The sequence below is a fragment of the Streptomyces sp. NPDC000983 genome, assembly GCF_040299205.1.
Taxonomy (GTDB): domain Bacteria; phylum Actinomycetota; class Actinomycetes; order Streptomycetales; family Streptomycetaceae; genus Streptomyces.
The window spans coordinates 26,236-49,447 of the sequence record NZ_JBEPBM010000045.1; the positions used below are offsets into that span (position 1 = coordinate 26,236).

A 23,212-nucleotide genomic window follows, 5' to 3' on the forward strand; every position below is an offset into this window, starting at 1 on the left:
CACCGGGCCTCACCCGGCCCGGTCCCGCGCGTGCACCGCCGCCGCCAGGACCGTACGGGCCTGGTGCTCGACCTGGTGCTCCAACGGCACCCAGCGGGCCCGGAACCGCCGCTCGAAGGAACCGCTCCACTCCGCCACCAGCCGCTCCAGCTCCGGCGCCGCCCGGTCCCCGGTCGCCCGGAGCACCCGCAGCAGCATCGCCGCCGACCGCAACGGCAGCCGGCGCCCGAAGGCGTCCACACTGCCGATGTAGGCGCGCGTGTCGTCCGCCGGCACCGTGTGGACCCAGTCCGCGGCCAGCCCCGGCACCAGTTCCAGCGCCCACCGCGTCGCCCGCAGCAGGGGCCCGCCGACCCCGTCCAGCCGGGGCAGCGCCTCGCCGAGCACCCCCTCCACCGCCGCCGCGTCCCGCACCAGCCGCCCGGCGAGCCGCCGCATGGCCGTGGCCGGCGCCGGGTGCGGCACCGGGTCGTCCACCAGGTCGCTCGCCCACATCGGCACCTCCACCACCGCGGTCAGACCCCCGTACCGGTGGACGTGGTGCCAGGTGCTGTGCCGCGCGTCGTCCGGCATGCTCGGGTACGCGGCCCCCGCCCCCAGCGGCGGCATCACATGGACGCCCGGCCCCGAGGCGGGCCAGCCGGCGGCGTCCGAGGCGCCCGTCTCCACCGGGATGTTCAGCTCCGTCGCCGACTTCGCGAACGGCTCGGCGAGCCCCGGCACCTCCTCGGTCAGCTGCACCCAGCTGCCGCCCAGGTCGGTCCCGTGCAGGGTCGCCTGGAGATACGGGCGCGCCTCGTCGATCACGCCGGTCAGCGCGAGGGTCTCGGGCGGCAGCCGGTCCGGCGGCAGCACCGAGGGCGCCCACTCCGGCTGCTCCGGCCCGGCCGGCCGGAAGAACCCGAGGTGGTAGTCGAAGAGGCTGCGGGGTGCCGGAGTGATGTGCAGGCTCGCCCCGTCGGGGTCGGCGCACAGCAGGAAGTGCCAGGAGACGCCGTCCCTCAACGCCCTGTCGTGCAGCACCCGTTCGGCGAGCGCGAGGACGGTGGGGCCGCCGGTCGGTTCGTTGGCGTGCGCGCCGGCCACCACCAGGACGGCGGTGGCCGCCCGGCCCACGGACAGCAGCTGCAGCGGGCGGCCCGCCCGTGACACGCCCACCTGCCGCAGGGTGCACGGTCCCGGCGCCCGGACCGTCAACTCCCGTGCCGCCGAGACGACTTCGGTCACCGAGGGATAGCGCAGCTCCGGCAGGAGACTCACCCCCGTCACAGTCACATCCGCCCGGCTTCGCAATCCGCAGTACCCCACGCGTGCGGTGCCCTGTCAAGGAGATCCCGGGGAGCCTCCAGGGGGCGCCCGGTGGCGTTCGACGCGGGCCGCCCGGGCCACCGGGACGACCGGGACGCGTGGGGCACACCGACCGGCGCGAGGGCCGACCGAGAACCAGGTCCGCCGACGCGCCGACCGCACCACCCGAGCGCCGGGAGCGGGCGCGCGCACATGCCGGTCACAGCGCTCACCGCCCGGCGCGGAACACGCTCCCCCACGCCCCACGGCCCGCCCTGCCCGCCCACACCACCGAATGCCGGGGCGGGCTCCAGCAGCGCCCCCGAGGGTTCGCCTCACTCCCGTCCCGCGGCGTCGGCCCGTTCCAGCAACGCCACCGGAAGGCGGTCGAAGAGTTTCGCCAGTTCCACCTCGCCCGTGAACTCCCGTTCCGGGGAGAGCGTGTCGGTCCAGCGGCCCGGCGGCAGCGCCAGGCGCGTCTCCCGCCAGCCGCCCGCCTCCGCGAGCCGCAGGGACAGCCGGGTCACCGCGGTGACCGTCTCGTCCGAGCGGGCGAAGGCGACACAGTGGTCCGCCGCCGGGCCCTCGGCGGGCAGCGGGGTGTACGTCGCCGTCCCCCCGAAGGCGGCCGGGCGGCGGGCGCGCAGCCGCAGGGCCGCCGAGGTCACCGCGTTCTTCTCACCGGCCCCGGCGGGCGGGAACCCCACGGAGCGCCGGTTGTCGGGGTCGACCAGCGCCCGGTACTCGCCCTCGGTGCCCTGGTACACGTCCGGTACGCCCGGCATCGTCAGATGCACCAGCGCGGTGCCCAGCAGGTTGGCCCGGACGTGCGGGTCGAGCCGCTCGCGCAGGGCGGCCACGTGCTCGCCGGGCGGACCGCAGGGCCCCGCCGTGACGAAGGCGGCGACGGCGTCCTCGTACGGCGGCTCCTGCTCGGTCCAGCTGGTGTACAGGCCCGCCTCCCGCACATGCTTCAGCAGCGCCTGCCGTACCCGCTCCGGGTCGGCCGGGCCGAGCCCGAACACCGTCTGCCAGGCGGCCCAGGCCAGTTGGGCGTCGGGCCCGCCCTCGCCGGTGCGGGTCACCTCGGCCAGGACGTCCGCCCAGCGCTCCGGGCACTCGGTGAGCACCGCGAGCGCGGCCCGTACGTCGGCGCTGCGCTTGGTGTCGTGGGTGGACACGACCGTGCCCGTCGCCGGCCAGTCGCGCTGCACGCGCGCGCAGTAGGCGTGGAAGTCCGCCGGGGACACCGCCGGTGCGCCCGGATTACCCCCCACCTCGGTCGCCGACAGCAGCGGTACGTACCGGTAGAACGCCTTGTCCTCCACGGACTTGGCCCGCAGCGCCGACGCCGTCTGCGCGAACCGGGTCCGGAACTCCACCCTGTCGGGGTGGTCGGAGTCGGAGAGCACCAGCGCGCGCACCGTGTCGACGGCGCCGGACTCCGCGGGCACCAGGAACGCCTGCCGTGCCTCGGCGGCGGCCTCCTCGGTGACGACCGCGGCCGGGTCGCCCGAGGCGTACGGCCGGTAGACCTCCAGCCGGACCAGGAGTTCCTGGAGCGCGGTGCGCAGCGCCCAGGGCGCCCGGTCGCGCAGCGCGGGCTCGGGGGAGGCGGCGCAGATCCGGTCCGCGGTCCGGGTCAGCCGGTCCGTCTCCGCGGCCAGCTCGTACCGGAGGACCTTGTACGCCGCCCGCCGCACCGTCGCCTCCCACCGGCCGCCCCGGTCGGTCTGCGGGGCCGCGAACCGCCGGTAGTGGCCGAGGAGCTCCCCGAAGCCGGCCGGGTCGACGAAGAGGCCGTCGATGTGCCGCAGGGCGTCGTACCCGGTGGTGCCGGCGACGGGCCAGGCTTCGGGCAGCCGCTCGCCGTCGGCGAGGATCTTCTCCACCACCGTCCAGCGGCCACCGCTCGCCTCGTGCAGGCGCCGCAGATAGCCGTCCGGGTCGGCGAGCCCGTCGGGGTGGTCGACGCGCAGCCCGTCGACGACACCCTCGTGGAGCAGCGCGAGGATCTTGTCGTGGGTGGCCTCGAAGACCTGCGGGTCCTCCACCCGCACCCCGATCAGCTCCGAGATGCTGAAGAACCGGCGGTAGTTCAGCTCGGTGCGGGCCAGCCGCCACCACGCCGGTCGGTACCACTGGGCGTCCAGCAGCTGGGGGAGCGGCAGGTCCGCGGTGCCCTCGCGCAGCGGGAAGGTCTGGTCGTAGTAGCGCAGGACGTCACCGTCGACCTCCAGACGGCCCAGCTCGTCCCCGAGCGGGCCGCCCAGCACCGGCAGCAGCACCTGTCCGCCGTGCGCCTCCCAGTCGATGTCGAACCAGCGCGCGTACGGCGACTCGGGGCCCTCGCGCAGCACCTCCCACAGGGCGTGGTTGTGGCGCGGTGCCATGGCCATGTGGTTCGGCACGATGTCGACGACGAGGCCGAGCCCGTGCTCCCGGGCGGTGCGGGACAGTGCGCGCAGCCCCTCCTCGCCGCCCAGTTCCTCCCGCACGCGGGCGTGGTCGACGACGTCGTAGCCGTGCGTGGAGCCCGGCACCGCCTCCAGCACGGGGGACAGGTGCAGGTGCGAGACGCCGAGCGAGGCCAGGTACGGCACCGCCTCGGCGGCGGCCGCGAACGGGAACGCGGGCTGGAGCTGGAGCCGGTAGGTGGCGGTCAAAGTCACCGGGACGGAGCGCTCAGGTGTCATGGAGAGCTACGTACCCCTCCGGCCGCCCTTCCTGTCATCACCGGCGCCACGTCCCCCGCACGCGCGGCCGACGGCCCCTCGTCAACCTGGCCCTCCGCACCGGCGCCTACACCGGCCGTTGGAGCACCACCATGCTCCGGTCCACCAGCGTCAGCGCGTCGCCGGCCTGCACCTTCGCGCCCGTGCCGGAGGGGACGCCGTCGACGCGGGCGGTGTCCACGACCACCTGCCACTGGCGGCCGTGGTTGACCGGCACGACGAAGTCGAGGGTCCTGGGCGCCGCGTTGAACATCAGCAGGAAGGAGTCGTCGGCGATGCGCTGCCCCCGCGAGCCGGGTTCGGAGATCGCGTTGCCGTTGAGGAACACGGTCAGCGCGGACGCCTGCGCGGAGTCCCAGTCCCGCTGGGTCATCTCGTTGCCCTCCGGGGTGAACCAGGCGATGTCCGAGAGGTCGTCGTGGGTGCCCTCCACCGGCCGCCCGTGGAAGAAGCGGCGCCGGCGGAAGACCGGGTGGTCGCGGCGCAGCCACACCATCGCGCGGGTGAAGTCGAGCAGTTCGCCGTCCTCCTCCCCGGGGTCCGGCCACTTCAGCCAGGCGAGTTCGCTGTCCTGGCAGTAGGCGTTGTTGTTGCCGCGCTGGGTGCGGGCGAACTCGTCACCGTGGCTGATCATCGGCACGCCCTGGGACAGCATCAGCGTGGCGATGAAGTTGCGCCGCTGCCGCCCTCTCAGCTCCAGCACGGCCGGATCGTCGGTGTCGCCCTCCGCGCCGCAGTTCCAGGAACGGTTGTGGCTCTCGCCGTCGCGGTTGTCCTCGCCGTTGGCCTGGTTGTGCTTGTGGTGGTAGGAGACCAGGTCGTTGAGGGTGAAGCCGTCGTGGCAGGTGACGAAGTTGATGGAGGCCAGCGGGCGCCGCCCGTCGTCCTGGTACAGGTCGGAGGAGCCGGTCAGCCGGGACGCGAACTCCGCGAGGGTGCGCGGCTCGCCGCGCCACAGGTCCCGCACCGTGTCGCGGTACTTGCCGTTCCACTCGGTCCACAGCGGTGGGAAGTTGCCCACCTGGTAGCCGCCCTCGCCGACGTCCCAGGGCTCGGCGATCAGCTTCACCTGGGAGACCACCGGGTCCTGCTGCACCAGGTCGAAGAACGACGACAGCCGGTCCACCTCGTGGAACTGCCGGGCCAGCGTCGCCGCGAGGTCGAAGCGGAAGCCGTCGACGTGCATCTCGGTGACCCAGTACCGCAGCGAGTCCATGATCAGCTGAAGGACGTGCGGGGACCGCATGAGCAGGGAGTTCCCGGTGCCCGTGGTGTCCATGTAGTGGCGGCGGTCGTCGGTGAGCCGGTAGTAGGAGAGGTTGTCCAGGCCCCGGAAGGACAGCGTCGGGCCCAGGTGGTTGCCCTCGGCGGTGTGGTTGTAGACGACGTCGAGGATGACCTCGATCCCCGCCTCGTGCAGCGCCTTCACCGCCGACTTGAACTCCAGGACCTGCTGGCCGCGGTCGCCCCAGGAGGCGTAGGCGTTGTGCGGGGCGAAGAAGCCGATCGTGTTGTAGCCCCAGTAGTTGCTCAGGCCCATGTCCGCGAGCCGGTGGTCGTTCACGAACTGGTGTACGGGCATCAGTTCCAGCGCCGTGACGCCCAGTTGGGTCAGGTGTTCGATGACCGCGGGGTGGGCGAGCCCCGCGTAGGTGCCGCGCAGCTCCTCCGGGAGCCCCGGGTGCCGCATCGTGAGGCCCTTGACATGGGCCTCGTAGATCACCGTGTGGTGGTAGTCGGTGCGCGGCCGCCGGTCGTCGCCCCAGTCGAAGTAGGGGTTGACCACGACCGAGGACATGGTGTGGGGCGCGGAGTCCAGGTCGTTGCGTTCGTCGGGTGCGCCGAAGTGGTAGCCGTACACCTCCTCGCCCCAGCGGATCGAGCCGCTGACCGCCTTCGCGTACGGGTCGAGGAGCAGCTTGGCGGAGTTGCAGCGCAGCCCCCGCTCGGGGGCGTACGGCCCGTGCACACGGAAGCCGTACCGCTGCCCCGGCATGATGCCCGGCAGATACGCGTGCCGTACGAACGCGTCGCTCTCCCGCAGCTCCACCGCCGTCTCCGAGCCGTCGTCGTCCAGCAGACACAGCTCTACTCGGTCCGCGGTCTCCGTGAAGACCGCGAAGTTCGTGCCGGCGCCGTCGTACGTGGCACCGAGTGGGTACGCCTCTCCAGGCCAGACCTGCATGCGCACGACTCTTTCAGGTGGACCGCGCGCTCGGGGCGCCTTGACTCCGAGTCTCCCCGAAAGTGATGGAACCACCTATGACTTACGTCCCTCTTACCGGGCGACCAGGCATACGGCGTATGCCGAAACTTGTGGGGCAATCACATACTCCCGATGACCCAGGGGGAGTAGGGGGAACAACGTGCGCGACACAGTGCACCGCCATCTGGGCAAGGTGGTGGCCGGTGCGGCGATAGCCCTGGCGGGGACCGCGGCGATGGTCGCGGTCACCCTGCCGGGAACGGCGGGAGCCGAGGAAACGGGAGGCAGGAGCACCGGGGCGGGGGCCCAGGAGCAGACCGCCGGACAGGGGCAGGGACAGGACGGGGCCGTCGAACCCGGCGTCGTCCAGGAGGCCGCGGCGGACGGCGACCGGGGCACCGGACGCGACCCGCTCACCGACGGTGAGCTGACCAGGGTCGCCCGGATCGCCCTGGACCGGCAGCTGGCCCGGTCGAGTGAGGACGTCGACGGGGAACGCGGCCCGCAGCGGCTCGGCATCGACCTGGCCGAGCCCGAGGCCGGCGAACTCGACGACCCGGCCGCACCACGCCGGGCCGAGGTGACGTTCTACGACTACAAGGACGACACCCTCGTCACCAAGACCGTCAACCTCGACACCGGCAAGGTCGAGGAGACCGCGACCCAGCGGGGCGTCCAGCCGCCGCTGAGCCGCACCGAGAACGCCGAGGCCGCGCGGATCCTGCTGGCCGACCCGCTCAGCGCGGGCCTGAAGGCCGACTACAAGGACGCCACCGGCAGGGAACTCACCTCGCCCGACCAGCTGGAGCTCTCCAGCATGGTCTACCGCGCCACCCCGGGCGCCCAGCCCGCGGTGATCGACAAGTGCGGCGAGCACCGGTGCGCGCGGCTCTTCCCGAAGGCCGTCAACGGCCCGTGGATCGAGACCCGGCACCTGGTGATCGACCTCAGCGCCCGCACGGTCGCCGAGATCGACCGCTGAGCCCGCTCCAGCCACCTCACCCTTCCCGTATCGCTCCTCATTCCGAGGGAGTCATTTCTTCATGCGTGTGAACCGAGTGGGCCGTGCCCCCGGGCGGACGGCTCTGGCGCTCGCCCTGGCCGGACTCGCGGCCGGCGCGACCGCGGGCGCCGGCCCGGCCGTCGCCCAGCCCAAGGCGGCACCGGCCGCCGCCCCGGACTGCAGTGCGGCCTACCGCATCGAGCAGAAGCTGTCCAACGGCACCACCTGGCGCATGTGCTGGCGCCACGAGGCCATGGCCGGGATGATCCTGGAGGACATCACCTACCAGCCGCCGGGCGAGACCAAGCCGATCAAGGTGCTCAACAGCGCCAAGCTGGCCCAGATCCACGTGCCCTACGACGACGGCTCCGAGGAGTTCGACGACCTCACGAGCTACTACTTCGGCGACGGCCTGGAGAACCTGGCGGCCGGCGAGTGCCCCGGCGGCACCATCCGGACCGTCAAGGTGCGCTTCCCGGAGTCCACCGACACCCGCAACGTCAAGGGCCTGTGCACCACGACCCGCTCCCGCGGGCACGCCTACCGCATGCTGAACCAGCCGCTGACGGGTGGTCAGAAGCTGTACCAGAAGCAGGGCAAGGACCTGCTGGTGTACGCCGTCAACAAGGTCAGCTGGTACGAGTACATCACCGAGTGGCGCTTCCAGGACGACGGCACCATCCACATGAACGTCGGCGCCACCGGCAGCCTCGCGCCGCAGGACTACGACGCGGCCGACGGCCAGGGCTGGCCGATAGGCAAGGGGGCCGCCGCGAAGGCCCTCAGCCACAACCACAACGTGTTCTGGCGGCTCAACTTCGGCCTGGACGGCTCCTCCAAGGGCCGCATCGAGCAGTACGACTCGAAGATCACCCCGGCCGCCCCCGGGCAGCGCACGCCCACCAACAAGACCACCCGCACCAAGGTCACCAAGGAACTCGCGGGCGACGCCAAGAACATGCGCTGGTGGCGGGTGGTCAGCGCGACCGGCAAGAACAAGGACGGCCACCCCCGCTCCTACGAACTGGTGCCGGGCGCCAACGCCAAGTACACCGGCCGCGGTTACACCAAGCACGACGTGTACTTCACCCAGTACAACAAGTGCGAGCAGTACGCCAGCAACAACCCGCTCAGCTGCCCGGCCGGGCACACCGGCAAGTCGGTCGACAAGTGGGTCAACGGCGAGACCCTGAAGAACCCGGTGGTCTGGGTCAACGTGGGGTTCCACCATGTCGCCCGGGACGAGGACCAGCAGCCCATGCCGGTCCACTGGCAGGGCTTCTCGCTCGCCCCGCGTGATGTGACCGCTATGAATCCGCTCACTCCGGCCGAGCTCGCCGACGCGAACGGCCGCCTCGACTGAGGCAGTTGGGAAACGACCCTGTCCATCCGGCTGCACCGCCGACCGGTCCCGGAGTACCCTTCCTTGATCGTTGACACGGGGAGTGCTCGGGGGAGCGGAAGGCGGTGCGCGGGTGGGCTCGGGAGGGCTGGAGCTGCCCCCTGGTGACGAGGGTCACGAGGGGAGCTCCGCGGACGTCCCGCCCGGCACGGTGTCCCTGGCCCGTCCCATGGACGCGGCGGCGGGCGCCGGTGCCATCGGACCGGAACTGGACTGGGACGCCGACGCCTGGCACGAGGTGCGCACCCGCGCCCAGCGCGCCGGCCGGGCCTACATCTGGCTGAACCTCGTCGAGCAGCGGCTGCGCGCGGTCGTGGCCGCCGTGCTGCGCCCCATCTACGAACCCGTCCACGGCGACGAGTGGGTGGTCGCCGCGGCCGGACCCGCCGGACAGGAGTGGGTGCAGCGCGCGGTCGCCGTCCGCGAAGTCAGCCGCCGCAAGGGCTACTTGCTCGACCCGGCCGACGACAACGTGCTCAGCTTCCTGACGCTGCCTCAGCTGCGCGAGCTGATGATCCAGCACTGGCCCTGCTTCGAGCCCTACGTCGAGGAGCGCCGGGACGTCGAACTCGCCCTGGACGAGCTGGAGGTGACCCGCAACGTCGTCTCCCGCAACCGGGCCCTGTCCGAGGCCGTGCTCAACCAGGCCGAACGGGCCTCCGCACGGCTGCTGGAGAGCCTCGGCACCGGCGGCGACGTCCCCTCCGCGCGCCGGCTCCCGGTCGACGCGGTCGAGGAACTCGTCGGCGACCGGTACGGCGACGTGGTGGCCGTCCACCCCGACCGGGTGCGGCTGCTGCGGCAGTTCCCGGCCGAGGACATCTTCGGCGGCGCCCGCCGCCTCGACGCCCTCGGTATCGGCCTCAACCTCCTCGTGCAGAACTTCTCCGGCCGCCGTCTGGTGCGGCTCGCCGAGTCGGGCTGCCGGGTGCGGCTGCTCTTCCTCAACCCCGCCTCCAGCGCGGTCAAGCGGCGCGAGCGGGAACTGGGCATCAAGCGCGGGGAGCTGAGCCGCTCGGTCGAGATGAACATCCTGCACATGCGCCGGGTCCGGGCCCGGCTGCGCGACCCCGGCGCCTTCGAGATCCAGGTCTACGACGAGACACCGCGCTTCACCGCGTACCTGGTCGACGGCGACGGCTCGGACGGGGTCGCGGTGGTGCAGTCCTATCTGCGCCGGACCCGTGGCATGGAGGCGCCGGTGCTGGTGCTGCGCGGCGGGAGCCGGGTGGTCAGGGCGGGCGCCCCGGAGGACGGCGGACTCTTCCCGACCTACCGCGAGGAGTTCGAGGCGGCCTGGGCGGACTCGCGGCCGGTGTCCTGAGACGCCGGCCGGGCGGGGCGGTTCGGCATGCTCTGTCCGGAGCTGTCCCCCGGCCAAGCGGAACGCGCCACTCTGGTTGTCAGTGGCTCATGCGAAGGTGGAGACCACTGGGGGAAAGCACCACAAGAAGGGGGACCGCCCATGGGCTGGCACCGTGAGCTGCTGATCGGATTCGACCTGGAGACGACCGGGACGGATCCGTGCGAGGCGCGCATCGTCACCGGGGCCGTGATCGAGGTCAGGGACGGACAGCCGCTGGGCCGCCGGGAGTGGCTGGCCGATCCGGGCGTGGAGATCCCGGCGGACGCCGTGGCGGTGCACGGCATCAGCAACGAACGCGCGGCCGCCGAGGGCCGCCCCGCCGACGAGGTCGCCGACGCCATCGCCGAGGTCCTCACCGGCTACTGGAGGACGGGCGTCCCGGTGGTCGCCTACAACGCCGCGTTCGACCTGAGCCTGCTCTCCGCGGAGCTGCGGCGCCACGGGCTGCCGTCGCTGAGCGAGCGGCTCGGCGGCCGGGAACCCGCGCCCGTCGTCGACCCGTACACCATCGACCGCTGGGCCGACCGCTACCGCCGGGGCAAGCGGAACCTGGAGGCGGTCTGCGCGGAGTACGGCGTCCCGCTCGACTCCGCGCACGACGCCTCGGCCGACGCCCTCGCCGCGGCCCGGCTCGCCGGCGCGATAGCCGACCGGCACCCCAAGATCGCCTCCCTCGGCCCGGCGGAGCTGCACACCCGCCAGATCGAGTGGTACGCCGCCTGGGCGGCGGACTTCCAGGCCTTCCTGCGCCGCAAGGGCGAGACGGAGGCGGTGGTGGACGGCACCTGGCCGCTGCGCGTGCCGGCGGACCAGCGGGTGGTCTGACACCGGCCACCGTCCCGGGCGCGCCGGGCGCCTCGTTCAGGCCGTCGCCGCCGGTGCGGCGATCGGCTCCACCCGCGGCTCGGCCAGCCGCGCGTAGTCCGCGCCCGACATCAGCAGGGACCGGTCGAGCCGGGCCGCGTTGAAGTACAGCTTCGGCCGGCTCACCACCCCCGGGTCGGCGACGACCTCCAGCGCGGGGTCGAAACTGAACGGCAGGACCGTGCCCGGCACCGAACGGGCCAGCCGCTCGGCGGTCTCCGCGTCGCTGAAGCCCACATAGCGCGCCGCGTACAGGTCCCGGACGGCGTCCAGGTCCACCCGGCGGTCCCCGGGGACGACCGCGAGGACGTGCCGGGTGGTGCGCCGGTCCACCTTGACCCGCAGCACGATGCACTTGGCTGCCTCGGAGGCGGGGTGGCCGCGCAGCGCGCAGACGGCCTCGGTGGCGCCCTCGGGCGCGTGGTCGAGGAGCTGGTAGCCGACGCCGGCGCCCTCCAGCAGGGAGATCAGCCGCTCGTAGGTGTCGGGCTCGCGGATGCCGGGTCCGAGGCGGTCCGGCTCGTGGAGGTGTCGCTTGTCGCTGTGCTGCTCGTCGCTGGGCTGCTCGGGCATGCGGGGTCCTTCTCGGTGCGGTCCGGTGGGATCGGGGCCGGGGACGGGAGGTCCGGCAAGGCGCGGCCGGCGGGCCCCGCCGTACGGTGGGCGCGCTCCACGGACTGGCCCCAGTAGGTGCCGCTCAGCATCAGGGCGGCGCCGAGGCAGGTGAGCGCGGTCAGGTGCTCGCCGCCGAGGGCGACGCCCACCGCGACGGCCCACAGCGGCTCGGTGCCCAGCAGCAGACTGGCCCGGCTGGCGGAGCTGCGCTGGACGGCCCAGGTCTGCGCCAGGAAGGCGAACACACTGCAGAACAGGGCGAGGTACACCAGCTGCGTCCAGGTCCCGGCGTCGGCGCGGGCCAGCGTCGGCAACCCCGCCCCGGCGGCCGGCAGGAACAGCACGGTGCCCACGACGGTCTGCACCGCCGTCAGGTGCAGCGGCCGGATCGCCCGTCCGACGGTGAGCCGTCCGACCAGCACCACATGACCGGCGCGCACCAGCGCTGCGCCGAGCATCAGCAGATCGCCCGAGCGCGGGGCGTGGAAGCCGTTGCCCGACATCAGCAGGGCCACCGCCAGCACACACACGCCGGTGGCGGCGTAGAAGGCGGGCGGCAGACCGGCGCCGGAGCGGCCGGCCCGGTCGAGCAGCGGGGTGAGCACGATCGTGAGGCTGATGATGAGCCCCGCGTTGGCCGCGGTGGTGTGGGCGACGCCGTACGTCTCCACGACCAGGACCGCCGCCTGGGTCAGCCCCAGCGGCACCCCGGCGCGCAGCTCGTCCCGGGTCCAGCGGCGCGGGCCCCGGCGGGCGAGCACCAGACCGGCGCAGGCGAGCGCGGACAGGGCGTAGCGGGCGAACAGCACCAGCAGGACGGGCAGGGCGGCGGTGGCGGTCTGGGCGGAGAGATAGCTCGATCCCCAGACGATCGCGACCAGCAGGAGTACCGCATCGGTACGGCGGACGTCGGACACCCGCCCACAGTGCACCGGAACGTCCCTGAAGCCCAGAGTCAGTCTCTAAAACGATCTTTTAGAACTCCTACACTGTCGCCATGGACGAACGGCAACTGCGGATCCTGCGCGAACTCGGGGAACTCGGCAGTGTCACGGCCGTGGCCGAGGCGCTGCTGGTGACACCCTCGGCCATCTCCCAGCAGCTCGCACTGCTCCAGCGGGGGATACCGGTACCGCTCACCGAACGGCAGGGCAGGAGGCTGGTGCTGACCGACGCCGGCCAGGCGCTGGCGGGCGCCGCGGTGGAGGTGGAGCAGGCCCTCGCCCGGGCCAGGGGCAGCGTCGAGGAGTTCGTGGAACGGCCCGACGGGGAGGTGTCGGTGGCGGCGTTCCACAGCGCGGGCGGCGCCTTCTTCCCGCTCCTGCTGCGCGCGCTCGCCGGTCCGGGCCACCCCGTGCCGCGCCTCGCCGACGAGGACGTGACCCAGGAGGACTTCCCCCGCCTGACCCGGGAGTACGACATCGTCCTCGCCCACCGCCTGGACCACGCCCCGCCCTGGCCGGACACGGTCACGGTGACCACGCTGCTCCGCGAGCCGCTGGACGTGGCCCTGCCCAAGGAGCACCCGCTGGCCGCCAAGCGCCGGCTCACCCCGCTGGACGTGGCCGACGAGCCGTGGATCACCGTGCACGACGGCTTCCCGGTGCTGGCGACCGTCGACGCCGTCGCGGCGGCGGCCGGGCGGCGGCTGCGACTGGCCCACCGCATCAACGAGTTCGCCGTGGTGGCCGAGGTGGTCGCGGCGGGCGGCGGGATCGCGCTGATGCCCCGCTGGACGATGCGCCCCCATCCCGCCCTGACGCTCAGACCGCTCAGTGGAGTGCGGGCCAGACGGCACATCGACGCGCTGTACCGCCCGGAACGCACCGCGAGGAAGGCGGTCCGCACGGTGCTCGGCGCACTGCGCGAGGCGGCGAGGACGATCCAGGAGCGGCCCTGAGCGGCCCTGAGCGGCCCTGAGCGGCCCTGAGCGGGCCTCCCCGGGCGGGCGGCGCTCCCCGGACGGGCCGGCCCCGCTCCCCGGGCGGGCTGGCGGCGCTCCCCAGGCGGCCCGGCGGCGCTCCACGCCCGGGTCGGCCCTGTTCCCCGGGCAACCCTGCCGTGAGGGCTCAGAAGGGGAACCAGCGGACCGTCTCGTCGCCCTCCCGCAGCGAGTCCACCCGGCGCCGGAACTCCGCCAGCGCCGCGGGGTTGCCCGGCGCGTGCTGCGCCACCCAGGCGCAGCTCGCGGTCTCCCGCGCCCCGCGCAGCACCGGACACCCCGCCCACTCCCGCACATCCCAGCCGTACGCCGTCACGAAGGAGTCGTAGGCCGCCGCCGGGAGCCCGTACCGGTCCCGGGACAGGGCCATCACGACCAGGTCGTGCTCGCGCAGGTCGAGGGAGAAGGTCTCCAGGTCGACCAGGACGGGCCCGTCGGGGCCGATGGACACGTTCCGCGGCAGGGCGTCCCCGTGGATGGGCCCGAGCGGCAGCCGCGGGGTCAGCCCGGCCGCCGCCTCGGCGAAACCGTCCCGCCGCTCGCGCAGAAAGGCCGCGTCCGCCGGATCGACGGCGTCCCCCGCCAGCCGCAGCCAGCGCTCGACCCCGCCGAGCAGATCGCGCGGCGGCAGGGCGAAGGAGGGGGCGGGCAGGGCGTGCACGATCCGCAGCAGCCCGGCCAGGTCGCCCGGTTCGGCGGGCCGTACCGGATCGGGCAGCCGGTGCCACACCGTCACCGGGTGCCCCTCGGCCAGCAGCGGCTCGGGCCGTGCCGCCCGGACCGCCGGCACGCCCTCCCCGGCCAGCCACCCCGCGATGTCCAGTTCGCGCCGGGCCCGGTCCAGCAGTTCGGCGTCCCGGCCCACCTTGACGACCAGGTCACCGGCGGCGAACACGGCGTTCTCGCCGAGGGCGAGCAGTTCGGCGTCCCGGGCCGCCGGACCGGGCAGCACCCCCGCCGCGGCCAGGGCCCGCCGGGCCCGCGTCTCGTCCATCGTCCGCCTCCATGTCGCCCTCGGCGCCTGCTCGTTTGCCGGTCAGTCTCGCATTCGTACAGGTCGGACGGTGTGCGAGGGCCCCGGCCCGGAATCCGAGTTGCACGAGACGTCTCGTCTCGTTTACTGTCGATCACATGACCTCACCCGCGCACATCGCCATGTTCTCCATCGCCGCCCACGGCCATGTGAACCCGAGCCTCGAAGTGATCCGTGAACTCGTCGCGCGCGGCCACCGGGTCACCTACGCGATCCCGCCCGCCTTCGCCGACAAGGTCGCCGAGACCGGTGCCGAGCCCCGGCTGTGGAACTCCACCCTGCCCGGACCCGACGCCGACCCCGAGGCCTGGGGCAGCACCCTGCTGGACAACGTCGAGCCGTTCCTGGCCGACGCGATGCAGGCGCTGCCGCAGCTCCTCGCCGCCTACGAGGGAGACGAACCGGACCTCGTCCTGCACGACATCACCTCCTACCCGGCCCGGGTCCTCGCCCACCGCTGGGGCGTGCCCGCCGTCTCGCTCTCACCGAACCTCGTCGCCTGGGAGGGCTACGAGACGGAGGTCGGCGAGCCGATGTGGGCCGAACCCAAGAGCACCGAGCGGGGCCGCGCCTACTACGCCCGCTTCCAGGGCTGGCTGGACGAGAACGGCGTCCCCCTGCACCCCGACCCCTTCGTCGGCCGGCCCGACCGCTCCCTCGTGCTGATCCCCAGGGCGCTCCAGCCGCACGCCGACCGGGTCGACGAGACGGTGCACAGTTTCGTCGGTGCCTGCCAGGGCGACCGCGCCGCCGAGGGGCAGTGGTCGCGGCCCGCCGGGGCGGAGAAGGTCGCGCTCGTCTCCCTCGGCTCGTCCTTCACCAACCAGCCCGCCTTCTACCGGGAGTGCGTCAGGGCCTTCGGCGAGCTGCCCGGCTGGCACCTGGTGCTCCAGATCGGCCGGCACGTCGACCCCGCCGAACTGGGGGACGTGCCGTCCAACGTCGAAGTACGTTCGTGGGTACCGCAGTTGGCGGTGCTGAAGCAGGCCGACCTGTTCGTCACCCACGCCGGCGCGGGCGGCAGCCAGGAGGGGCTGGCCACCGCCACCCCGATGATCGCCGTACCGCAGGCCGTGGACCAGTTCGGCAACGCCGACATGCTCCAGGCGCTCGGCGTCGCCCGGAAGCTGCTCACCGAGGAGGCCACCGCCGAGGCGCTGCGCGAGGCCGCGTCCGCCCTCCTGGACGACCCCGAGGTCGCCCGGCGGCTGAAGCGGATCCAGGCGGAGACGGCCGAGGAGGGCGGCACCCCCCGGGCCGCCGACCTCATCGAGGCGGAACTGCCCACGCGCTGAACGAGCCCGCCGCGGAGGCCCGTTGAGCGGCGCCGCCCCCGAAACGCAGGAGAGGGCCCGTCGGTTCCCCCGTGAACCGACGGGCCCTCTGTCATGGAGCCGGGATCAGACGGGCACCCGTTCGCCCTCGTCGTCCCGGACCGGCGGGGCGAGTTCCGCCGGGACCTCGTCGTGCGTGAGGTCGGGCAGCCGCTCCAGCCACTTCGGCAGATACCAGTTGCGCTCGCCCAGCAGCGCCATGACCGCCGGGAGCAGCACGCCCCGGATGATCGTGGCGTCGATGAGCACCGCGGCCGCGAGGCCCACACCCATCTGCTTCATGGACTGCATCGACAGCGTGCCGAAGATCCCGAACACGGCGACCATGATGACCGCGGCGCTGGTGACGACACCCGCCGTGGTGACCACCCCGTGCTTGATCGCCTCGTTGGTCGTACGGCCCTTCAGCCGCGCCTCGCGGATCCGGGAGACCACGAAGACGTGGTAGTCCATCGACAGGCCGAACAGGATGACGAAGAGGAACAGCGGCAGCCAGCTGATGATGGCGCCGACGCCCTCCGCGCCCACCAGGGACGCCCCCCAGCCGTGCTGGAAGACGGCGACCAGGATGCCGTAGGCCGCGCCCACCGACAGCAGGTTGAGCACGATCGAGGTGATCGCGATCGTCAGCGAGCGGAAGGACAGCAGCATCAGCAGGAAGGCGAAGACCACGACGAAGGCGAAGACCGGGACGACCGCTCCGGCCAGCTGGTTGTTGAAGTCGTGGCTGCCCGCGACCTGGCCGGTGATCGGCGCCTCGACGCCGTCGACCTCGCCGAGCGTGGCCGGCCGCACCTCGTCGCGCAGCTTCACCAGGCTCTCGCCCGCCCTGTCCAGGTCGGAGCCGCCGACCAGGGGGACGTACACGAACGCCAGGTTCTGCGCGTCGTGCAGTTCGATCTCCACCGGGCCGCGCGAGGCACCCGAGTCCACTGCCTCCTTCTTGAACGCGGCCAGCGCGCTCTGCACCTCGGGGGCGTTGATGTCGTCCGCCTTGACGACCACCTCGGCCGGGTCGGAGCCGCCGGGGAAGGCGTCGTTGACCCGGTTGTAGGTCTGCACGATCGGCAGCGAGTCGCCGAACTCCTGGTCCAGGGTGAGGTTCTGGGTCTTCATCCCGACCGCGGGCGCGGCCACCGCGAGCAGCGCGCCGGTCGCCACGACCACCGAGACCATGGGGCGCTTGAGCACCGCGCCGAGGACGGCCGTCCACAGCCGGCTCTCCCGGTTCACCCCACCGCGCTTGCGCCGCAGCTTGCTCTCGGGGTGCAGGTAGGGCAGCCGGCCCTTCTCCACCCGGTGGCCCAGCAGCGACAGCATCGCGGGGAGCACGGTCACCGAACCGACCATGGCGACCGCCACGACGATCAAAGAGGCCAGGCCCATCGCCTCGAAGTCGGCGATACCGGTGAACAGCATGCCCGCCATCGCCACGCACACCGTGACACCCGAGACCACGATCGCGCGGCCACTGGTGGCGGCGGCGATCCGCAGCGCCGTCTGCGAGTCCCGGCCCGCGGCCCGCTCCTCGCGCTCACGGCGCAGGTAGAACAGGCAGTAGTCGACGCCGACGGCCAGACCGACCAGCAGCATCACCGAGTTGGCGACGTCGCCCATCGGCATCACATGGCTGACGATGCCCATCAGGCCCATCGTCGCCATGATCGCGGTGACCGCCAGGAGCACCGGCAGCAGCGCCGCCACGAGGGCCCCGAAGGCGATGAGCAGAATGCCGAGGGCCACCGGCACGGCCGAGTACTCGGCCTTCTGGAAGTCGTCCCCGAACGCGTCGTCGAACGTCTTCATCATGCTCGCCGTGCCGATCTCCTCGATCGTCAGCGACGGATGGTCCTTCTGGACCCCGGCGACGGCGTCCAGCACCGGCTCGACCCGCTCGCTCGCGGTCTCCGCGTCACCGCGCATGTCGAACTGGACCAGCGCGCTGCGCCCGTCCTCGGAAACGGTGTCCATGTCGTACGGCGAGGAGACGTCGGTGACCTTGCCGGTCGCCTCCACCGCCTCCATCACCGCGGTCACCGCGGCACGGAACTCGGCGTCGGTGGCCTTCGGGCCGCCCTCGTCCGCCTGGACCAGGACCGTCTCGCCGGCCGGCTCCTCGATCCCCGAGTCCTCGATGATCTTCGCGGCGGTGTGGGTCTCGCCCTTGAGCGACTGGCTCTCGTCCACGTCCACCCGGCCCGCCGCCGACCCGAGCCCCATCGCCAGGACGACGAACAGCACCCAGATGCCGACGGCAGCCCATCGGTGCCGGACGCTCCAGCCGCCCGCCCGGGCGGCCAGGCCCCGTACCCGTATGTCTCCGTTCCCCATGACGGGCTTGCCCCCTTGTGCGCGGTGGCAGCCCCCTGCCGCCACCTTTCGATTCGAAGGTATGGGGCGGATAAGGCCGTCTCGTCGTGCTCCCCGGTGACCTGCGCGGAGCGGGAATCATCCCCCTGGACCCTGCCCCCTCCCCACTGGGGAGGAGGCGGCCCCTTACATCTATTTCCGGCCCCTTCGTCATTGCGAAACCTTGTTGAATAAGTCACAGGTGCGTGTAGTGGTTGATCGGCGCCCTCCCGATCGGCCAGAGTTCGGCGCAGCCCGCATCCGCGGCCCCGGCCGTCGTGCCCGCCCCCACGGGGCACGACGGCCGCCTTATGGTGTCCGGATGACGACGACGTACGCCGCACTGCTGCGGGGCATCAACGTGGGCGGCGCCAAGAAGGTCCCGATGGCCGAACTGCGCTCGCTGCTCGACGGACTCGGCCTCGACGACGTGCGCACCCATCTCCAGAGCGGCCAGGCCGTCTTCCGTGCCGGGACCGGCGACGAGGAGTCCTGGGCCGCCACGATCGCGGAGGCGGTCGAGCGGCACTTCGGGTTCACGGTCGACGTCCTCGTCCGCGACCACGCCTACCTCGCCGCGGTCGTCGACGCGTGTCCCTTCCCCGCCGCCGAACTGGAGGGCAAGCAACTGCACGTCACCTACTGCTCCGAGCCCGTCGACGCGGAGCGGTTCGCCGGGATCGACCAAGCCGCCGTGCTGCCCGAGGAGTTCAGGATCGGCGACCGCTGCCTGTACCTCTACACCCCGAACGGGCTCGGCCGTTCCAAGCTCGCCGAGCAGCTCGCCAAGCCCCGTGTGACCAAGGGCGTCACCGCCACCACCCGCAACTGGAACACCGTCGTCAAACTCAGGGAGCTGACCGCCGGCTGAGCCCGCGCCCGGCCAGCCGCCCCGTCAGCCTGCCCAGTCTGCCCGGCCGGTTCCAGACGCGGAACGCGTCCAGCTTCCCGCGCCCCGCACGGTCGAGCGCCGCCTCCACCTCGGCCAGCTCCGCCGCGGACAGCGTCTTCACCACCGGCCGCAGCACCTTGTCGAGCAGGGCCGGACCCGTCCCGTCCCAGGCCGCTCCGGTCCCCGGATAGGCGCCCCAGGCACAGAAGCAGAAGGCGACGTACGACGGCTCGGCCCGCAGCCGGGCGCCCACCTCCTGCGAGCGCCCCGCGCGCGCGTACGCCGCGTGCAGCGCGGGCCGGTCCGAGCGGGCCAGTGCGTACAACTCGCTCTCGGGCACGTCCGGTTGGACGAGCCGATCGGCCAGGGCCCGGTGGACGCGGTCCATGACCGGGTCCGGCACCGGCTCACCGCCCTCCGGGCCCGGCGTCAGCGCCCGCTCGATCCAGTTCTCGCCCTCGGCGGGCGTGCCCAGCAGGCCCGTGAACTCCAGCAGCCGCAGCGCCGCCCGCCGCCCGGGCCGCAGCTCCGGGCCGAAGCAGCGCAGCAGATCGGCGGCGAGCGCCGGGGCGTCGGGGTCGTCGGCCGGGGCGGCGAGCGCCGCGTCGATGAGCAGCTCGCGGGTGCCGGCCGTGCGGTGCAGGTCCGAGCCCAGCTCGTTGAGGAGCAGACGCGCCTCCCGGCCCGACGGGAGGTGCCCGGTCCACACCAGGGCGAGCGCGGTCCGCAGCACCGTGGGGTCGGCGTGCGGGGAGACGCCGCCGGTGCGCAGCAACTCCTGGAACCGGTCCGGGCGTTCGCCCTCGGTGGCCTGCTCCACCAGCACGCACATCCGCAGATGCGGGGAGGCCGGCTGCGACCGCACGGGCAGCTCCGACCCGGCCAACGCCCGCACCGCGGCGGGCGGATCGGCGGCGGCGAGCGCGTCCAGCGCCGCGAACAGGGCGATCCGCAGCGCCGGATGGTCGCGTACGGCGTCCAGCAGCTCGGGCGTGCCGACGCCGGCCGAGGCAGCCCCGGGCGGCGCCGGCGCCTTCGGGATCAGGGTGTGCGCGAGCCGGTCCGCCAGCCCGGGGAGCAGGTCCTGGCAGTCGACGTCGAGGAGATCGGCCACCCGCAGCAGGGCGAGTGGACGTCCGTCGGCCGGCCCGTCGGCGTCCGCCAGGGCGGACCGCAGGGCGGGAGCGAGCCTCGGGGCCAGCGCGGCCCGGTCCTCGGGGGTCAGCGCACCGGCCCGCAGGACGGGCACCGGGCCACCGCCGAGCACCGCCGCGGCCAGCGCCCGTGCGGCGAGCGGCGCGGACACCGCCGCCGGTACCCGTCCGTCCAGCCGCTCCAGCAGGGCGGCGACCGCCGCCGTCTCCTCCGGGTCGTCCTCGACGGCCGTGGACAGCGCGGCGATCAGCGCGGTCGGCGTCGGCTCGGGCAGCTCCTGCCCGGCCGCCCACCGGGCCGCGGCCGCCCGCGCGTCCGACCGCAGCTCGACACCGGCCGTCAGCGCCCGCACCGACAGCGCCCCCAGCCCGTCCGCGCAGTCACGCAGCAGCTCGGGCCGGCCCGCCAGCCAGACCCGCGCGCACACGTCCGCCCACGCGTCCGCGACCGGCCCGGACGGCGCCCGGCCCGTGCAGTCGTGCACCCGCACGCCGTCACCGCCCGGCACCCGCTCCGAGGACGGCAGCGCCCCCACGATCCGCTGGCGCGCCTCACCCGGGCGGCGCGCGTAGGTGGTGAACGTCAGCCGGTGCGCCTGTTCCCGGGGCAGGACCGAGCAGGCCAGCGCGATCCACCGGGCCACGTCCGCGCTGTCCCGCTCCACCAGCACGATCCGCCCGGCCGCCGGATCCGACGCCACCGCGCGCAGGTCGGCGAGGAACGGTGCGAGCCAGCCGGCCCGGGACCGGGCGAACCCCACCAGCCGCTCGGTGCGCAGGGGTTCCGACGGCTCGAACCGGTCGATCGGCCCGGGACGCCCCTGCGGAGGCGGCGCGCTGTCGCTCCAGCGCGAGGACTCCCAGGCGGTGATGGGCAGCGCGCCGTCCGGGAGCCGGGAATCGGGCGGCAGATACAGGGCGTGCGCGTGGAAGCCGCCCCGGCTCCCGGTGCCGCCGGTGCACACGGATCGGCTCAGCAGACGTCCGCCGTCCGCCAGCTCACTGAAGCTCAGCGCCTTCGGGAGGCCCCTGGGCCGGCCGTGCAGTGCGTCCGGGGCCTCATAGGCGACGAGCTGCTCCGCCTCCGGCAGCACGCCCTGCGGTATCCCCGGGTCGACGTAGGTGAACCGGGACCCCGGCCCGGCCGGCGCCGACGTGTAGTGCAACTGCGCCGACGTCACTCGCCTCGCCCTTCGCCCAAGTGGTACCCGAACCCACGCCCCGCCACCGGCGCTCCCGCCGACGCCACCATCCCAGCAGAACACCCGCGAAACAGGGGGACTTTCGCGGAATCCACCCAGGTCGGATCCCTCAAAGCCGGTTCTGCCCGGGCTGGTTCACCCAGGCCGGCCTACCCGTTGCTTTGTCCGGACCAGATCCACCCGGTCCCCTTCGCCCGGCCCCGCCGGAGGCGTCAGGCGCCGATCGCCGCCAGCATCGGAATCCGGGCCGTGTCGTACCGCTCCAGCAGCAGCCGGGCCACCTCGGGTGCCGGGCCGAGCACCTCGGCCAGGACGTCCGCCTCGGCGGCGCCCCGTGCGATGCGGTCCGGCAGGAATCCGGGCGCCAGGACGTACGGCGCGACGGCCACCCGGGCACAGCCGAGGGCGCGCAGTTCCCGTACCGCGTCCTCGGTGCGGGGCAGGGACGCGGAGGCGAACGCGGGCCGCACGGCGCACCAACCGGTGTGCCGCCACTCCCGCGCGATTTCAGCGATCACCGCGCCCGCCTCCGGGTCGGTGGACCCCGCCGAGGCCAGTACGACCCCGGTCGAGGGCTTGTCGGCGGGCGTCAGGCCCGCCTCGTACAGCCGCCGCTCCAGTGCGGCCAGGAGCAGCGGGGAGGGGCCGAGCACCTCCGCCTGCCGGATGCGCAGCCGCGCCGGCGCGGCCCGCAGCACGGCCGGGATGTCCGCCTTCGCGTGGAAGGCGCGGGTCAGCAGCAGCGGCAGGGCGACGACGTCGCGGACGCCCTCCGCGGCGAGGGACTCCAGGACGGCCGGCACGGAGGGGATGTTGAAGTCGAGGAAGCCGGTCTCCACCCGGAGCCCGGGCCGCATCGAGCGCACCCGCCGCACCAGGGCGTGCACGGTCGCGGCGTGCCGCGGGTCGCGGCTGCCGTGGGCGATGACGAGGAGGACCGGCATGGCGTACCTCAGCCCTTCGCCAGCAGACCGCGGCCGCGCAGCACCCGGCGCTCCAGCGGGCTGAAGATCAGCAGGTCGATGGCGATGCCGACGAGGAGGATCAGGAAGATCGCCAGGAACACCTGGGACATGCTCGCGTTGTTGCGGCCGTTCTCCAGCAACTGCCCGAGTCCGACGCCGAGGTCGGGGGAGGAGGCGATGATCTCGGCGGCCATCAGCGAGCGCCAGGAGAACGCCCAGCCCTGCTTCAGACCGGCCAGATAGCCCGGCAGCGCGCCCGGCATCACGATGTGCCAGGTGCCCTTCAGTCCGGTCGCGCCGAGGGTCCGCCCGGCGCGCAGGAACAGCGGCGGAATCTGGTCGACGCCGGAGACCAGACCGTTGGCGATGGAGGGCACCGCGCCGAGCAGGATCACCGCGTACATCATCGAGTTGTTCAGACCGAGCCACAGCACGGCCGGCGGCACCCACGCCACCGAGGGCAGGGACTGCAGGCCCGACAGGATGGGTCCGATCGCGGCGCGGACGAACTTCACCCGGGCGACCAGCAGACCGAGGGGCGTGCCGATGGCGAGGGCGAGGAGGAAGCCGAGCAGGCCGCGCGAGACGCTGGTCCAGATGTAGTCGAGCAGCGTCCCCTGGAGCCAGGCCGCACGGACCTCGTCCCAGACCGCCGAGGGGGAGGGGAGCTTGTAGTCGGGCGCGACCTGCGCCCACACCAGGACCTGCCACACCACCAGCACCAGGGCGACGGCGATGACGGGCGGCAGCACCTTGCGCACGAGGGTCTCGCGCAGGGGGGTGCGGCTGGTCTGGACGGTGTCGAGGGCGTCCAGGCCGGCTTCGAGCCCGGCGAGATCGGAGGTGTCAGTGCTGGCCATGGC

At 73.4% G+C, this 23,212-nt stretch carries 16 protein-coding genes and 1 pseudogene; 7 read left to right on the plus strand and 10 right to left on the minus strand.

Translation table 11 applies throughout. From position 1 onward, the window contains the following. Nucleotides 1-9: 9 nt before the first annotated feature. The 3 genes from ABT296_RS33130 to glgX form a co-directional block, all read right to left on the minus strand. On the minus strand, nt 10-1,260 hold the full coding sequence (locus tag ABT296_RS33130) for a M14 family zinc carboxypeptidase (protein WP_351932890.1): 1,251 nt from the start codon (nt 1,258-1,260) through the stop codon (nt 10-12). 362 nt (nt 1,261-1,622) lie between these two features. Next, nucleotides 1,623-3,983: a malto-oligosyltrehalose synthase gene (gene treY, locus ABT296_RS33135; RefSeq protein WP_351932892.1), complete on the minus strand. Its 2,361-nt coding sequence runs from the start codon at nt 3,981-3,983 to the stop codon at nt 1,623-1,625. A 106-nt stretch (nt 3,984-4,089) separates the two neighbouring features. Further along, entirely contained in the window at nt 4,090-6,207 is a 2,118-nt protein-coding gene (glgX, locus tag ABT296_RS33140; protein ID WP_351932894.1) for a glycogen debranching protein GlgX, read from the minus strand. A gap of 181 nt (nt 6,208-6,388) precedes the next feature. Between glgX and ABT296_RS33145 the strand changes: the two genes are divergently transcribed. From ABT296_RS33145 to ABT296_RS33160, 4 genes are all read left to right on the plus strand, one after another. Then, nucleotides 6,389-7,210 carry a Tat pathway signal sequence domain protein gene (locus ABT296_RS33145; protein WP_351932896.1) on the plus strand — a complete coding sequence of 274 codons (822 nt, stop codon included), beginning with the start codon at nt 6,389-6,391 and terminating at the stop codon, nt 7,208-7,210. A 61-nt stretch (nt 7,211-7,271) separates the two neighbouring features. Further along, a complete protein-coding gene (locus ABT296_RS33150; protein WP_351932898.1) occupies nt 7,272-8,594 on the plus strand; it encodes a copper amine oxidase in 1,323 nt (440 codons plus the stop codon). A 112-nt stretch (nt 8,595-8,706) separates the two neighbouring features. Next, the gene (locus tag ABT296_RS33155) at nt 8,707-9,957 is read left to right on the plus strand and encodes a DUF5919 domain-containing protein (protein ID WP_351932900.1); all 1,251 of its coding nucleotides are present in this window, start codon (nt 8,707-8,709) and stop codon (nt 9,955-9,957) included. Nucleotides 9,958-10,098: 141 nt separating this feature from the next. Next, nucleotides 10,099-10,824 carry a 3'-5' exonuclease gene (locus ABT296_RS33160; RefSeq protein ID WP_351932902.1) on the plus strand — a complete coding sequence of 242 codons (726 nt, stop codon included), beginning with the start codon at nt 10,099-10,101 and terminating at the stop codon, nt 10,822-10,824. 36 nt (nt 10,825-10,860) lie between these two features. Here the strand turns inward: ABT296_RS33160 and ABT296_RS33165 are convergent, their stop codons facing one another. Further along, complete coding sequence (locus ABT296_RS33165; RefSeq protein WP_351932923.1) at nt 10,861-11,361, minus strand: YbaK/EbsC family protein; 501 nt, start codon at nt 11,359-11,361, stop codon at nt 10,861-10,863. Then, nucleotides 11,331-12,395 (minus strand): DMT family transporter, encoded by a 1,065-nt coding sequence (locus ABT296_RS33170; protein ID WP_351932904.1) that lies wholly within the window; start codon nt 12,393-12,395, stop codon nt 11,331-11,333. Before ABT296_RS33170 ends, ABT296_RS33165 begins: the two co-directional genes overlap by 31 nt. Before the next feature lie 80 nt (nt 12,396-12,475). Between ABT296_RS33170 and ABT296_RS33175 the strand changes: the two genes are divergently transcribed. Beyond that, nucleotides 12,476-13,378 carry a LysR family transcriptional regulator gene (locus ABT296_RS33175; RefSeq protein WP_351932907.1) on the plus strand — a complete coding sequence of 301 codons (903 nt, stop codon included), beginning with the start codon at nt 12,476-12,478 and terminating at the stop codon, nt 13,376-13,378. 169 nt (nt 13,379-13,547) lie between these two features. Here the strand turns inward: ABT296_RS33175 and ABT296_RS33180 are convergent, their stop codons facing one another. After that, nucleotides 13,548-14,414 (minus strand): phosphotransferase enzyme family protein, encoded by an 867-nt coding sequence (locus ABT296_RS33180; RefSeq protein ID WP_351932909.1) that lies wholly within the window; start codon nt 14,412-14,414, stop codon nt 13,548-13,550. Nucleotides 14,415-14,484: 70 nt separating this feature from the next. Between ABT296_RS33180 and mgt the strand changes: the two are divergent. Continuing rightward, nucleotides 14,485-15,748 (plus strand): annotated as a pseudogene (mgt, locus tag ABT296_RS33185) (macrolide-inactivating glycosyltransferase). Nucleotides 15,749-15,853: 105 nt separating this feature from the next. Here the strand turns inward: mgt and ABT296_RS33190 are convergent. Next, a complete protein-coding gene (locus ABT296_RS33190) occupies nt 15,854-18,118 on the minus strand; it encodes an MMPL family transporter (protein WP_351932911.1) in 2,265 nt (754 codons plus the stop codon). A gap of 340 nt (nt 18,119-18,458) precedes the next feature. Between ABT296_RS33190 and ABT296_RS33195 the strand changes: the two genes are divergently transcribed. Next, nucleotides 18,459-19,007 carry a DUF1697 domain-containing protein gene (locus tag ABT296_RS33195; protein ID WP_351932913.1) on the plus strand — a complete coding sequence of 183 codons (549 nt, stop codon included), beginning with the start codon at nt 18,459-18,461 and terminating at the stop codon, nt 19,005-19,007. Here the strand turns inward: ABT296_RS33195 and ABT296_RS33200 are convergent. From ABT296_RS33200 to ABT296_RS33210, 3 genes are all read right to left on the minus strand, one after another. Then, nucleotides 18,985-21,363, minus strand: a complete 2,379-nt coding sequence (locus ABT296_RS33200; protein ID WP_351932915.1) for a GTPase-associated protein 1-related protein — start codon at nt 21,361-21,363, stop codon at nt 18,985-18,987. The two genes, ABT296_RS33195 and ABT296_RS33200, sit on opposite strands and share 23 nt — an antisense overlap. A gap of 233 nt (nt 21,364-21,596) precedes the next feature. Continuing rightward, nucleotides 21,597-22,328, minus strand: a complete 732-nt coding sequence (locus tag ABT296_RS33205) for a sirohydrochlorin chelatase (RefSeq protein ID WP_351932917.1) — start codon at nt 22,326-22,328, stop codon at nt 21,597-21,599. Between the two features lie 8 nt (nt 22,329-22,336). Continuing rightward, nucleotides 22,337-23,209: an ABC transporter permease gene (locus ABT296_RS33210; RefSeq protein ID WP_351932925.1), complete on the minus strand. Its 873-nt coding sequence runs from the start codon at nt 23,207-23,209 to the stop codon at nt 22,337-22,339. Nucleotides 23,210-23,212: the final 3 nt, after the last annotated feature.

What these genes read in the sequence shown, in the direction of transcription:
- glgX (WP_351932894.1), bottom strand. Translation starts at nt 6,207, where the DNA reads ATGCAGGTCTGGCCTGGAGAGGCGTACCCACTCGGTGCCACGTACGAC.
- ABT296_RS33180 (WP_351932909.1), bottom strand. Translation starts at nt 14,414, where the DNA reads ATGGACGAGACGCGGGCCCGGCGGGCCCTGGCCGCGGCGGGGGTGCTG.
- treY (WP_351932892.1), bottom strand. Translation starts at nt 3,983, where the DNA reads ATGACACCTGAGCGCTCCGTCCCGGTGACTTTGACCGCCACCTACCGG.
- ABT296_RS33150 (WP_351932898.1), top strand. Translation starts at nt 7,272, where the DNA reads ATGCGTGTGAACCGAGTGGGCCGTGCCCCCGGGCGGACGGCTCTGGCG.
- ABT296_RS33195 (WP_351932913.1), top strand. Translation starts at nt 18,459, where the DNA reads ATGACGACGACGTACGCCGCACTGCTGCGGGGCATCAACGTGGGCGGC.
- ABT296_RS33205 (WP_351932917.1), bottom strand. Translation starts at nt 22,328, where the DNA reads ATGCCGGTCCTCCTCGTCATCGCCCACGGCAGCCGCGACCCGCGGCAC.
- ABT296_RS33210 (WP_351932925.1), bottom strand. Translation starts at nt 23,209, where the DNA reads ATGGCCAGCACTGACACCTCCGATCTCGCCGGGCTCGAAGCCGGCCTG.
- ABT296_RS33175 (WP_351932907.1), top strand. Translation starts at nt 12,476, where the DNA reads ATGGACGAACGGCAACTGCGGATCCTGCGCGAACTCGGGGAACTCGGC.
- ABT296_RS33160 (WP_351932902.1), top strand. Translation starts at nt 10,099, where the DNA reads ATGGGCTGGCACCGTGAGCTGCTGATCGGATTCGACCTGGAGACGACC.
- ABT296_RS33190 (WP_351932911.1), bottom strand. Translation starts at nt 18,118, where the DNA reads ATGGGGAACGGAGACATACGGGTACGGGGCCTGGCCGCCCGGGCGGGC.